The organism is Pseudoalteromonas sp. Cn5-37 (genome assembly GCF_021532495.1).
Classification (GTDB): domain Bacteria; phylum Pseudomonadota; class Gammaproteobacteria; order Enterobacterales; family Alteromonadaceae; genus Pseudoalteromonas; species Pseudoalteromonas simplex.
This window is the reverse complement of record NZ_JAKGBA010000017.1, coordinates 33,381-46,478: the sequence shown is the minus strand read 5'-3', so window position 1 is coordinate 46,478 and position 13,098 is coordinate 33,381. Positions and strand designations below refer to the sequence as shown.

The window sequence follows — 13,098 nt, the reverse complement described above, 5'->3', positions numbered from 1 at the left end:
TTTTCCTATCGAGTCTCGTTGGTTTTACTTAATTGCGTAAGTACTTCTACTTGATTATCTATACGTTGGCTGCTCTGAGTTGCTTGCTTGTTAATAACAAAATGAAAACCAGCAAAAAGTGAAACAATCGATGCCAAGCAAATTGATAAAATCACCCAATAAGGAATGTTTCGGCCTACCTTCATTGCAAACCCTTCAAGTGGCGCGCCATTATCAGATAGTTGCCCTCGTGGAGTACCGCGTACATCTTCTATTTGCGCACGAACATCAACAATTAAGGCTTTAAGTTGCTCAATTCCTTTCACTTTGTAGATACCCTCAAAGCCAAGTTGCAAACAAATGTAATACACTTCTAATGCTGCAAACTTTGGCTCACCTCCGGTACGAAGTTTTGCTAATCGCTCAAAAAACTCTTCACCCGCTCGATTATTACCAAAAAACTCAAGCTGTAAGGGTCTCGACATCCAATCCATTCGAAAATGCGCGCCAGAGCTCATTACAAATTCATCACACATTGCAGTCAGGGCAAACTTAACTTCCTGCATAACACTGGTTGTTACTTGCTGGGTATAACAATTACGTTCAAACTCATCAAAACTCGTAAGTAACTGCTCTCGAAAATCGTTTAGTTCAAGATCTGTCGATTGCTTTAACTTTAAAGGCGCAAGCGCGTTTATCACTGGCGCAATACAGGCGATTAAATCAAGTTCGTTTTTTGCTTCTTGCATTGTCTTGCGTCCTAATTTCTTGCCACTGTAACGATTTCGACTTGCGCCGCTTGTAAGCCAAATGGAATAAATAAACTAAGCGATTGCTCTTCAATAATTTGCTGCCAAATAAAACCATGAGCCTCTAAACGGAAGTATTCATAGCCACTTTTGATAGCTAGTTTATTAGGTGGTCGCTGACAATGTGTTAACTGCACGCCCGCAAGAGCCGATGCAATCATAATTTCGAGCTTTTCTGTGGCGCCAACTTTGACCTGATCACTAAACGTATCAATCCACTTGGTATCTTCAGATTCAAAGTAAACGGCCAAGTAGAAGTCGTTATTATCAAAAATGGCTGAATCAATGGTGGCAACCTGATAAATGGCGTTCGATACTTTCTCAAGTTTAAGACCTGCCATTTTCTTAGGAACAACACCTTCAAGTAATTTACTTAATAAAATATCTAGGGTGCCAAAGACATGAGTCAATTGCTTATGCTGATAAGGCGGGATTTGACTCACTAAATCACTGTGCTCGAACATCGACACAGAGCTAATTAAGTCAACAAGCTCGCAATATAATCGCTCTGGATGAACAAGTTGCAAACTTTTTAAATGGTCTAAACGTTTTGCAGATGGTGCCATTGCATTTAACAGCAAAAAGCTATTCATTTCGTTAGGTCCAAAATCAGTAACTGAACCAAAGTTCTTTCTACGGCCAAGCAATACGTTCACTTTTGCATTTACCAAATTCGCCGTTCTATTAAGCAACTCGGTTAAATAAAACGAGGCCTGTATCGTTAATAATGGCGGCACAAACTCTTTGCTGACTTTAAACGAGCCGTCTTCAGCACGCATAATTTTGATACAAGCAAGCGTATCAAAATACGTTTTTACATCGTTATCTGTCAGCAAAATATAATTAGGTTGTGCAATTAGCACTTCACGGTTTCTTGCTGCATCGTGGTGATCACTAAACTCAATGTAATCTGCTTGATAGGCACTGAGTTGACCGCTAGTTGCATAGCCTTCAATGTCGCTCACAACTTTATTTGCTGCAATCGCTAGATACACAGTGACTTCATCTGTATCGGCAGCTAACTCAAGCTTTAGTTCTTCGTGATGTTGACGATCAAACTCAAGTAAACGTCCATTTTCAAGAATCGCTTTAAAGCTGATCACTTTTAAAATACCGCGAGCGAGAGCGGATTCATCAATAGTAAGGTGGTGCAAACCAAAGGCCAATGGCGAAATCAAGCCTTGTCTAACAATCTGATTTTGCTCATGGTAGTCATCAAACAACTGAAAATGCTGCTGTGCTAGCAACACGCCTTCAGCCCATACAGGTTTCATTGGCCCTTTAACGTTCATTACTCAGCCTCGTCTTCATCTGGTAATTGAACTTCGTTATTTGTAATCAATACATCTAACGATGTAGATAATTTAACTGGCCCGTCACCGAGAGGATAAAACGTTTTCCATTTATCACCTTGGCGATCTCTAAAAAGGGCTACAATGGCAACAAAACGCGCATTTTCTGCTTGTTCAAATTCTATTTTTGTTTTCTCAGCGGGGTTAATTGTTTTTTCTTCTACGGTGATCAACGTATTTGATAAAACTGACTTATCTGATTTCCACAAATCTTCAAACGTCGCCGTTTTAAAACTCTGTATGTCCGAAAGTTGATACACTCTTAGTACCACAGGCAGAGCTTCATCAAATTGGTTCAAATTAAGATTATCTGTCGCAGTGATATCTAGCTCTACATTTGTGCTCATACATGCTGTTAAAGACATAAACAAAGTAATTAGCACTGCTTTTTTAATTGCAAAACGCATTCAAAACCCCATTGATTTATTAGATTAATTAATTTTTACAAAGAACTTCTTCGTAAACAGGACAGATTACTCGATTAAATCGCACTGATGCGCAATCGGACCATTTATGACTATTGAATATTTTCGTAAAAATACCTGAACGTCTATTTTCTTGGTTATCAACAGCAAGAGACTTAATAACCACATCATCTACAGAAGAGATTATTTTTGTATTTAGAACAATCAACTCATCAATATAAGCGCTTATATCTTCTTTAATTAAAATGATTTTACCTTCATTTTTAGGTGGACTATTCAGGAAAAAGAAAAACTGATCGATCACCGACGCTGAAAACACTCGATGTGCTGGAATACCGGTCTGATCAAGTAAGGAAGAGATACTTTTAGTAAGAGACCAAGCCAAAAAATAAAAGCTATCAACTTGATTTATAAATAATTTTTTATCCATAAAATCATCCTTGATTAACCAAAAAAAGTACAAAGTCATGTCATACTTTTGGTACATTAGTCCTTAAAACGGGGGCATAATACAAACATCCTTTCAAAAAAGTCAACTCAATACAGCTCAAAAATAAAACTAATTTCAATTTAATATAAAAACTAATAACAATGTATTAATTTAGAACAAGCTGCATTATGAACAAAATTATGACGTAATTATTACGATTACAATTATTCTATTGAATATTGATTAATAAGTGTGTATTTTCCCCTTTCTTGCTACAAGACTTAGTTAAAAAAGGACAAGGATGTGTCTAATTCTCGACTATTAATTGATGTAAATAACATAACCCTAAATGTCACTCAGGTAGATGGAATTGAGAAATTAAATCAAGGGTTTGAGTTTATTCTCACTGGTGAATCCAGCCAGCAAATTCTTTTAGAGCATCTGCTTTTACAAAGCGCATTAATTACATTCGTTAATAAAGATAATTTTTTTCGCCACCTAGCAGGGATCATTTTTGAGTGTGACAATTTAGGTACATTCAAAGGTAAATATCGATATAAAATAGTTATTAAAGATAGATTGAGCACATTAAAAAACATTACGAACAGTAAGGTTTTTATTGGCGTTAATTTAAAAGATGTTATTTTTTATTTAGCAGGCCAAGCTGGCTATTCACCAGGGCAAATTGATTTTCGTGTCGGATCATCACTGCCAGCGCTTCCACAGTGTGTGCAAGCAATGGAAACCAACTGGCATTTTCTACAACGCTTACTAACCCAATTTGGCTTGTTTATTTGGTTTGAAACAAAAAATAACGTTGAACTGTTAGTGATCAGTGATAGTAACTTAAACAGCCCATATTTGCAGCGCGGTATAGTATCAGTCAAAAACTCAGCTGGTATGAATAACGATGACAATACCGCTTATGTTGGCTTTTTTAACAGCCAAGTACATCACTCTATTTACAATGATCGCACTGACTGCGTGGCCCATGGACAATATTTAAAGGTCGCAAGTAACAGTCAATCTTACTTTGAACCATGCGCATCAACACCCAGTGCCGCCTCATTACAAGCGCAAGATTTCAGTAACGCGTTAGCCTCTCTTAATAAAACAACGCAGCTAGTGGGTAATGTATGTGATTTATTTGCGGGTAGCTCAGTTGCAATTGACGACCAAACCGGCACCGGCAGTAGTGCTGATTTACTGTGTGTTAGCGTGTATCACAGCAGTGAACAACCTAATGACGAAAATAGTCACCAAGGTTTAACACGCTACAGTTGTAAAGCCCAATTTATCGAACGTGGTACGCCTTTTAAAGCCAAACCTTTGCCACATCAACCCAAACCTATGGTATTTCCGGCTAAGGTAGAGTCTTTAACGACTTCTAGTTTCATTGATGATTTAGGTTGCTACCGTGTGCGAACTGATTTTGACACAACTGCAAGGCCAATTGCGCAATCAAGCCAAGCAATTCAGCAACTTGCTTTATACGCATGTCAAAACCAACCTCAGGCCACTGGCTGGCACTTCCCCCTTGTTGGTGGTTCTGAGGTACTTATTGGCTGTATAAATAACGACCCTAACAACACGTTTTTAATGGGTTTTGCGATGAATGAATCGCAGCCAAGCGTTGTCACCGCTGCAAATAATACGCAAAACAGGCTGGTCAGTGCGGCGCAAAACGAGCTGCAGTTTGATGATGACAAGCAAGCACCTAAAATCATTTTACAAACCTTAGCCAGTGAGCACTATCTTGAGCTCAATGCCAAAAAATCAGGCCGCCAATTTATAGAATGGATAAGCCAGCTCGGCACCATTAACTTACATGCAGGTAAAGACCTCTGCCTAACAACTGAGAACGACAACATTCAGTTTGTGATTAAAAATAATCAGTTTATTGATGTTAAAAACAATGTTTCGCTCAGCACTCAAAACCGCGATATCAACATGCAAAGTGCAGGTAGCCAAGCATGGCAAGGAAAAAACACCCTTATTGAATCTCGTCAAGCACTGTCAATGGTCAGTGGTCGCGCAGTTAAAGCCTTTGCGCAAAGCGATATTCAGCTTAAAACTAGCTCAAGTGACTTAACTATTTCGGCCCCCAATGGCTCAACATTTTTACAAACTAACCAGTCAATCGCGATTACTGGCTCAGGCCGTGGTGATTTAATTCTCCATAACGAAGGCGGCGAAATTAAACTCGATAGTCAAGGAAATGTTGAGATTATTGCCACCGATGTACTCACCCTCGATGGCACATTTATAAATTTTGATGGCCCCGTTGATTACGATATTGAAAGCCCAAGTACAGCGCGTGCACAAAGCGTTAATGTGAGTCGTGCGCCTGCTATTCCATCATTTGATTTGGCTGATAGCTCACTCGATTCTACTACACTATGCACACTAGACTTAAGCTATTGCTACCTAGATGGCAGTGCTGAAGACAATATTCGTTACTCGCTTATCGATAGCCTTGGCCATGAGCATACCGGCTCACTCAGTAATGGCAAAGCGCAACTGGCCAACGTGCCGCAAGGTCAAAGTCAGGTTCGTTTTATTGCTTCATCTGATGACGACGAACAGCGTTTAGTTGCACTGCGTAATGAGTTTAAGCAGACCCTAGAAGCAATGCTGAATGAAGTTCGACAAAAAGCAGCCATTGAAGATGCCTTGTTTGAACAAGAAAGCCTATTTAACCAATACATGATAGAGCTAGGTGCAAATGCCACTGGTTTTTATCAAGGTGCAAAGTCACTTATTGAGGGCGTAGCAGACCTGATTGTACTCGGTATCGATATTAACATAAGTGTGTACTCTGCTTGCTTTAGAATTATAGAAGCCATTACTCGCGGTGATAAAGAAGCCGTTAAATATGAGCTAGAAACAATTATTTCTTTCTCACAAAAATCAGCCCAATCACTTACTCAAGCATGTGAGTTACTTTACATTCTACTTGATGATGAACAAACCCGCTTGGCGCTAGCGCGCTTCCCTTACGAGTATATTGATGCCCACTCACACGTAGAGCAAGAACGATTAACGGGTATTTTGGCATTTGAGGTCGTATTAGCACTGCTCACAGGTGGCGTGGGTGCGGCCGCTTCACTGGCAAGTAAATCAAGGTATTTAGCAAAAGCAAATAAAGTACTGACTCAGATTGCCGAGATTGTTAAACGCAAGCAGCTAAATAAACAGTTATCACACGCTGTGACGGCTGAACATCCGACTGTTTCAGCCAAAATAACCAAACCAGATACACAGTTACAGCCAAGTAAAAACCACGCTGTGGCGACGCATGTGTCAGCAAAAGACCATGCTGAATATTTATTACTCACTGAATTATCTGACGATATTCGCGGCAATTACCGCGCATATACCAACAGTGAAGGTAAAGTCATTATTAACCGCCTTGATGGCAAAAAGCCCCCTAAATTACGTTACGAAAATGGTAATTTAGTGCCCGTGTCGGACCAAATAAATGTGTTTAACAAAATAGCGCAAAAATTAAAGATAAATCATGCTAATTTAAGTGACAACGTTAAACAGCGACTCAAACAGTTTGAAGCTGCACGCAATCAAGCTGTCGCCAAGCGTGATGCCGCACTCCTTGCCGGAAACGCCACTGCATTAAAAGAAGCGCAAAGTGCCATGCGCTTAGCCAGTGAAGCGCTGGGCGAAGAAGCCGCACGCATTTATGCGAAACAAAATTATCCAGATGCCACACCATTGGCAAGCAAACTCCCCGGTAAAAGCAAGCAAGGCCAGTTTGACCAAGTGTATGCAACAGAAGACGGTAAAGTATTAATTATCGAAGCCAAAGGCGGTAATGCCAGTTGGGGTAGCCGGAGTGCTGGAGAAGAAAGAGCCCAGCAAGGCTCTGAAAAGTATATGAATTCGATAATTGAAAACTATAGTGAACAGTTAAAACGCCTAACAAAAGACCCTCGCTACTTAGCGGGCGATGATGATTTTGTAAAAGAGGTTGAGAGCATTCAAGATATGCTAGATGAGTTTAACATTGCAAAAAGAAGGCAGAATATTGAATACATAGGTATTCAACAAAAAGCCAATGACGCAGGGCTTGTTGATGTTATTGACGTATCGATTTTTGATATAGGATTTTAAGGAATAAATTAAATGATTGAGAGCCATTACAGTTTTGCACAAGTAAGCTACGACCGAACCATAAAGCTATATAATAGATTGCAAGTCGATGAAATTGAAATGATACAGAAAAACCCTGGGTATCAAATGCACTTTAGCTTCAATACAAACTTAATCGACACATTCCCCATGGAAGCGATTCAAAACCCCAATAGCTACCATGCTTGGCTCTATGTTATTCGCGCTTCGCAATTAGGCCATGGCATATTTCAAAGTGACGCCCATGACGGCCAACCTTTCCCATTCTTTTACGATGATGAATATTTAGAAGTGACTGGTAAACGTGACCCTGAACATGCTGAGCACCCTGTGTGGTTACTTGCTTTGTACAGCAGTATTATTGCCCGTAACCATGATGCTATCGCTTACTTAACGGCTATCGATAACGATGTGTTTAAAACAGCTAATTATGGCAATCAACTGAGACCCTTTGATTATGCATTAGCCAATTTACTTAAAGGCTTATTTAACCCTAGTGCTGATTTAGCCAACTTGATTGAGCAAGCATACCTTACCTGTAACCCAGATGATTATGTCGAAGATGAAGCATACCTCTATGCAAGCCGTTTGAAGTGGCCACTTATACCGGTGATCACCGCCATATTCACTGATAACGGTGAGCAAGAATATAATCAAGCCATGGAAAAAGCCCTGCTGGCTCATAAAGAGTATTACAGTGATGAAGATAGAATGTGGAGCAATCGAGGCGCAGTTTCTTTACCCCTTACAGCCTTAGCCATCATCGCTAAAGACGTAAAAGGCTACAAGCTCACTGTTGAAAATGGCTACATTCCAGCATGGCTAATTGATGTAACACCACCAACAGACCCAAATTTATAAACGACAGTAACCGCTCTTTAACAACATGGATGTTAGCAGCAAAGCATGAACTTATACCCTGCTTTGCTGTCTTTAAATCTTAGGCCAACACTGCTGAGCACGACCTTGAGCTCAATGCCAAAAAATCAGGCCGCCAATTTATAGAGTGGGTGCGCTAGGTACTATTAATATACCCATTGCATTAAATTAAGACACGGTTATAGCGTAGGAAAATTGCGTTATAACAAGGCAAAAATGATGAAGTATAGTGGGTCTAAATAAGTCATTTTTAACGCAGTGAGAGCGCTATTTAACACGCCAGAATGTGTTTGCTTTTAATAAAATGGGTATCGATGCAGGTAAAGACCTCTGCCTAACAACTGAGAACGACAACATTCAGTTTGTGATTAAAAATAATCAGTTTATTGATGTTAAAAACAATGTTTCGCTCAGCACTCAAAACCGCGATATCAACATGCAAAGTGCAGGTAGCCAAGCATTGCAAGGAAAAGACACCCTTATTGAATCTCGTCAAGCACTGTCGATGGTCAGTGGTCGCGCAGTTAAAGCCTTTGCGCAAAGCGATATTCAGCTTAAAACCAACTCAAGTAACTTAACTATTTCGGCCCCCAATGGCTCAACATTTTTGCAAACCAACCAGTCAATCGCGATTACTGGCTCAGGCCGTGGTGATTTAATTCTCCATAACGAAGGCGGCGAAATTAAACTCGACAGTCAAGGAAATGTTGAGATTATTGCCACCGATGTACTCACCCTCGATGGCACATTTATAAATTTTGATGGCCCCGTTGATTACGATATTGAAAGCCCAAGTACAGCGCGTGCACCTAGGACTATATCCTCAGCAAATGTGCCAGCCGTTACTAATTTCGATATTTCTGATTCAGGAGTTGCAACACGCCAAGATAAAGTCATTGAACTTGCTTACTTTTACAGTGATGGCCTTCCGGTTGAAGATATTGCTTTTCAAATTCAGCACTCAAACAACACTTTATACGAAGGAACATTGAGTAACGGCTTAGCGACCATAGATAATGTAGCCCCAGGTAACGTCATTATTGAATTTATTGGTGCGACTGAAGATGATGTGAACACCCTTAGAAAAGAGCTAAAGACCAATTTAACTGCGATGGTGAAAGAAATTCGCAGTCAAGCCAAAATCCAAGAAGATTTAATTGCTCAAGAAAATATAGCTATGCAGGGATTAATCTACACAGGCGCATTCATAACTGGTCTATATGAACAAGGTGCAAGTATTGTTACTGGTACAGCGGATTTAGTTGAATGGGTAGGTGAAAGTATCTTCGACATAGGGGCCGCATGTTGGCGGTTACTCGAACATTTAGTTCGAGGTGATATAGAAGCTTTACGACAAGAAATAGAGTTAATATTAGAAAATACGACCGAGGGGTTTGAAGCCGTTGCTGATGGCTTTAAAACACTGATAATGATTGCGCAAGATGAACAAGCGCGTACATTAATTGCAAATTTCCCTTACGATTATTTTGATGCCCATTCTAGCGTTGAGAAAACCAGAATGGCAGGTCAACTTGCTTTTGAAATCATTTTTGCATTATTAACCTTTGGAGCAGGTGTTGCTGTTTCTGCTATTTCAAAATCAAGGTATTTTGTAAAAGCAGCACAAGCAATTCAAAAATTAGCTGAAGCTATCAAATTAAAACGATTAAACTACTCTCGTAAAGGTAATACTGAGCAACACCAAGTCGACCGAATAGAGAAACTTGATGATGAACTCACCATCGGCAAAAAGCGTAGCTGTCCAGAGCCTAAGTCATTAAAAGAAGCGCAGCTAAGACTCGAAGTCGCAAGACAAAACCTTCTAAAACATGGCTATGTGGCTAAATACACAGATGAAGAGTTAACTGCTTTAGCAAAAAGTGGGGCTGTAATAAGTGAACGATTTCATGTGCGCTTCATGGAATCGACATATTTAGAATATGACGGTAAGCCAGGATTGTTAGGAGCACCTTTTAGAGGTGAGACGGGCTTTGGTGCAAAGTATTGGTCAACTACATTTGACCAATTAGAAAATGCAGATTCCGATCCAGAAATAATCAGTAAAGTTTTGGGACTTGATTATGACCAAAATAAAAATTACTCACTTATTATTATAGATACACAAAAGACACATGCACTAGCAGATACCAAAAGCATTGTGCCTACGTATGAAAACCTCAATAATTTTGCGCGAGATGAGTTATCTGAAAAATTCACGACTGAACAATTAGATACGCTGCTTACCTCCGAATTTCAAACTAGATACAATGAATTGTTTACTGATGCACTCAACTCTGGCCTTATGGAGGCTGAATGGGATACTGAGGGAGCCCTAAAATACTTTTCAAATTTAAAATTAACTCAAAGCAAATTTGAACTATTAGAAAAAAGACTTGAAATGCAGCAAGTTATTGGCAATAACCAATATTATTTAGGTAATGGTTTAACTAAAAGTTTATTAGATGGTACAGACTATGGCGCTGTTGAAACATTTAATTTTGAGAGAAAGCTGATCAACTTAGAACAGTTTGGTGATGCTATCACAATCACACCTGTTACCACTCCCATTAAAGGAGGCATTTAAATGACTAAACAATTTTTCCCCTCACTAAAAGAAATAAAAGACCCAGAGAATCCACCAAAAGGGATAAAACATCTAATTACAATTGAAGATTCATTAAATTACCCTGGCCGTTATCACTCCTTTTACAATCAAAACGGATACTTATCAGTTATCCTTCATTGGATTATTTCACCAAAAGGTCAAGCCCCGTTTTTAGCTACTAGGCAATTTGATGCACCACTATCAATTTTACCTTGGTTTGTTAAAAAATTTGAGTTTTTCACCAAAATGCCCAACGCAGGTGGATTACCTCATGGCACAATAAGTACTGATGACCTCGTGGAAGGTGAAGATATCGGTATTACAAGACTAATAGGGAGGCTAAATGAACGAGGCGATCAAGGATATAGCCTATCAAACTATTCACGGAAAGACCATGAGACAACAAATTATCAAATATTGAATATCTCTGATAGCTATTTCTTTCATGGTGGATTTTTTGACACATGGAAAGAGCTTGCCAATAAATACGAAAACGGCACTTTATAGCAACAACGCTAAGGACAGCACATGACAACCAACTCACAAATACCACAGCAACTTGGTCAATATCTCTATCAACAAATTAACGGTGACTGGTCGAAAGCGATGTTAGTTATAGATTGCCAGCACGATGAAGTCATTACATGCCAAGCCTTTTATGAAAAAGAGGCCGATGAAACACAGCACCCTATTGCCGTTTCTGACCACATTATTGATTTATTTAAAACACTGTTTGATTCTGCAATACAAAATCAACCAGAAAATTGGCAACGTGCGATTTTCAATCTAACTCGACAGGGTAACTTCAGCATAGCTTTTGATAAAGAGAATAATGATGAGAACCAATAAACATTACTTTCAAAACCACAACAAACATAATAGGTAAAAATCATTAATTAATAACATTAATGAAACTATAATTTGAACCTTATTAGGATACATACTAAAATAGCTAAAAATTTATTATTGATGATAAATATGAAAGTCACGGAAGACGAATAATAGCTCCCCACCTCTATTGTTATTCCTTGATTCTTCATGAGTTTTCAAACTATAAGCGGTTTCGTTTATTGTGAACTATTAAATGGAGTATTTATGAAAAAGTTAAGCGCATTATTTGCCTTATTGGTTTTAGCAGGCTGTTCATCAACCCATGATGTTGAGCCACAACCTGAGCCTATTGCAGAAGTAACGCCTGAAGTGGTTGTAGATGAATCGGTTATTTCATTAACGGTAGTCACAACACCTGATGATGCGCGCGTTCGTATTATGAATATTAAACCTGTTTATGAAGATGGTATTGAACTTGATGAAGGTAAGTACGACATTGAAGTAACCAAGCCAGGTTACTTAACTTACCGCAAATGGGTTGTTGTTGATAAGAAAACAATTCTAACAATTGAACTTGATAGCATTGAATCAATTCAAGCTGCTCAATAAGTGGTTTTAACAAAAAAGGAAAGCGACTGCTTTCCTTTTTTGATCTTCTTTTAAATTAACTTAAAATAATACAGCGACCATATCGCACTACAATTAACAATAACTGTTAACCAGAGTACGGCAATAAAACTGCGTTTTTTAGATTTGTGTCTTAACCATTGCTGCGCAATGAATGAACCTGGCCAACCGCCGATTAACCCTAAAATATGCAGTGTACGCTCAGGTACTCTTATAACATGCTCGCCATGTTGCATTGCTAAACGTTTATCCCAGCCATACACCAAAAAGCTTATTAAGCTCGCTACACTGTAAGTGCCTGCAATAAAGTAGGTAATATTAAGTTGCCATGATGTCAGCCATAGCAGCGCTAAAAACAACAATGAAAATGTAATTAATGTTTTCTTAATCAACGAAGTATCACCTATACTGTGCAAAACAAATTAATTTTATCGGGGCGCTATTATGGCATACCTAAAATCACTTTTACTATCAATCTGCCTGTGTTCGCTTTCTGTTATGGCAGCAGAGCAACAACTTGATGACAAGCTAAAAGTGTTTGAACCTTACTTAGGCACGTGGCAGTCAGACTTTAATGTCGCAGCAGGTAAACCTGCGGTGCAAGATGTGAGTACCTGGCAACGCGCGCTCAATGGCACGGCTATTAAAACCATTCACTCTATCAATGAAGGTGAATATGGTGGTGAGTCGATGATTTTTTGGGACAATAAAAAGCAGTCTTTGGTGTTTTATTACTTCACTACAGCTGGGTTTTACACCCAAGGCACTATGAATGTACTTAGCCCTACTCAGTTTGTTGCTTATGAAAATGTAACGGGTAACAAAGATGGGATCACTAAAGTCAAATCGACGAGCGAGTTTAAAGATAACAGCTTTGTAGTGTCGACCTCTTACCTTAAAAAAGGTCAATGGACAAAACCCGATACCCGAGCTTACACCCGCAGCGAAAAAACGGTTAAGTTTAAGTAAGCTATACCCAAACCACCTCAAGATGCAGAAACTCGCACCTTGAGGT

General features: G+C 39.2%; 12 protein-coding genes. 7 read left to right on the top strand and 5 right to left on the bottom strand.

Translation table 11 applies throughout. The annotated features are described in order from the left end of the window. Positions 1 to 5 precede the first annotated feature (5 nt). The 4 genes from icmH to L1266_RS16210 are packed head-to-tail and all read right to left on the bottom strand — an operon-like array spanning position 6 to position 2,995. Positions 6 to 728 (bottom strand): type IVB secretion system protein IcmH/DotU, encoded by a 723-nt coding sequence (gene icmH, locus L1266_RS16225; protein WP_054554075.1) that lies wholly within the window; start codon positions 726 to 728, stop codon positions 6 to 8. An 11-nt stretch (positions 729 to 739) separates the two neighbouring features. Continuing rightward, entirely contained in the window at positions 740 to 2,080 is a 1,341-nt protein-coding gene (gene tssK, locus L1266_RS16220; protein WP_054554076.1) for a type VI secretion system baseplate subunit TssK, read from the bottom strand. Then, positions 2,080 to 2,547 carry a type VI secretion system lipoprotein TssJ gene (gene tssJ, locus L1266_RS16215; protein ID WP_082389302.1) on the bottom strand — a complete coding sequence of 156 codons (468 nt, stop codon included), beginning with the start codon at positions 2,545 to 2,547 and terminating at the stop codon, positions 2,080 to 2,082. Before tssJ ends, tssK begins: the two co-directional genes overlap by 1 nt. Before the next feature lie 28 nt (positions 2,548 to 2,575). Next, entirely contained in the window at positions 2,576 to 2,995 is a 420-nt protein-coding gene (locus tag L1266_RS16210; protein WP_138599200.1) for a hypothetical protein, read from the bottom strand. Positions 2,996 to 3,298: 303 nt separating this feature from the next. On the opposite strand from L1266_RS16210, the gene L1266_RS16205 reads away from it, so the two are divergent. The 6 genes from L1266_RS16205 to L1266_RS16180 all read left to right on the top strand — a co-directional run bounded on the left by L1266_RS16205 (position 3,299) and on the right by L1266_RS16180 (position 12,065). Beyond that, positions 3,299 to 7,123, top strand: coding sequence for a contractile injection system protein, VgrG/Pvc8 family (locus L1266_RS16205; protein ID WP_235377915.1), 3,825 nt, complete (start codon positions 3,299 to 3,301; stop codon positions 7,121 to 7,123). A gap of 12 nt (positions 7,124 to 7,135) precedes the next feature. Further along, a complete protein-coding gene (locus L1266_RS16200) occupies positions 7,136 to 8,002 on the top strand; it encodes an immunity 49 family protein (RefSeq protein ID WP_235377914.1) in 867 nt (288 codons plus the stop codon). 304 nt (positions 8,003 to 8,306) lie between these two features. After that, a complete protein-coding gene (locus L1266_RS16195) occupies positions 8,307 to 10,604 on the top strand; it encodes a hypothetical protein (protein ID WP_235377913.1) in 2,298 nt (765 codons plus the stop codon). Continuing rightward, positions 10,605 to 11,132, top strand: a complete 528-nt coding sequence (locus L1266_RS16190; protein ID WP_235377912.1) for a hypothetical protein — start codon at positions 10,605 to 10,607, stop codon at positions 11,130 to 11,132. A gap of 21 nt (positions 11,133 to 11,153) precedes the next feature. Beyond that, positions 11,154 to 11,474, top strand: coding sequence for a hypothetical protein (locus L1266_RS16185; protein WP_054554081.1), 321 nt, complete (start codon positions 11,154 to 11,156; stop codon positions 11,472 to 11,474). A 246-nt stretch (positions 11,475 to 11,720) separates the two neighbouring features. Continuing rightward, positions 11,721 to 12,065: a PEGA domain-containing protein gene (locus tag L1266_RS16180; RefSeq protein WP_054554082.1), complete on the top strand. Its 345-nt coding sequence runs from the start codon at positions 11,721 to 11,723 to the stop codon at positions 12,063 to 12,065. A gap of 50 nt (positions 12,066 to 12,115) precedes the next feature. Here the strand turns inward: L1266_RS16180 and L1266_RS16175 are convergent, their stop codons facing one another. Then, entirely contained in the window at positions 12,116 to 12,475 is a 360-nt protein-coding gene (locus tag L1266_RS16175) for a DUF1294 domain-containing protein (protein ID WP_199530045.1), read from the bottom strand. Between the two features lie 52 nt (positions 12,476 to 12,527). Between L1266_RS16175 and L1266_RS16170 the strand changes: the two genes are divergently transcribed. Further along, positions 12,528 to 13,052 carry a hypothetical protein gene (locus tag L1266_RS16170; protein ID WP_138599194.1) on the top strand — a complete coding sequence of 175 codons (525 nt, stop codon included), beginning with the start codon at positions 12,528 to 12,530 and terminating at the stop codon, positions 13,050 to 13,052. Positions 13,053 to 13,098 lie beyond the last annotated feature (46 nt).

Excerpts from the sequence above, each read along its gene's own strand:
- L1266_RS16190 (WP_235377912.1), top strand. The coding sequence starts at position 10,605 with ATGACTAAACAATTTTTCCCCTCACTAAAAGAAATAAAAGACCCAGAG.
- L1266_RS16200 (WP_235377914.1), top strand. The coding sequence starts at position 7,136 with ATGATTGAGAGCCATTACAGTTTTGCACAAGTAAGCTACGACCGAACC.
- L1266_RS16180 (WP_054554082.1), top strand. The coding sequence starts at position 11,721 with ATGAAAAAGTTAAGCGCATTATTTGCCTTATTGGTTTTAGCAGGCTGT.
- icmH (WP_054554075.1), bottom strand. The coding sequence starts at position 728 with ATGCAAGAAGCAAAAAACGAACTTGATTTAATCGCCTGTATTGCGCCA.
- L1266_RS16170 (WP_138599194.1), top strand. The coding sequence starts at position 12,528 with ATGGCATACCTAAAATCACTTTTACTATCAATCTGCCTGTGTTCGCTT.
- L1266_RS16210 (WP_138599200.1), bottom strand. The coding sequence starts at position 2,995 with ATGGATAAAAAATTATTTATAAATCAAGTTGATAGCTTTTATTTTTTG.
- tssJ (WP_082389302.1), bottom strand. The coding sequence starts at position 2,547 with ATGCGTTTTGCAATTAAAAAAGCAGTGCTAATTACTTTGTTTATGTCT.
- L1266_RS16185 (WP_054554081.1), top strand. The coding sequence starts at position 11,154 with ATGACAACCAACTCACAAATACCACAGCAACTTGGTCAATATCTCTAT.
- tssK (WP_054554076.1), bottom strand. The coding sequence starts at position 2,080 with ATGAACGTTAAAGGGCCAATGAAACCTGTATGGGCTGAAGGCGTGTTG.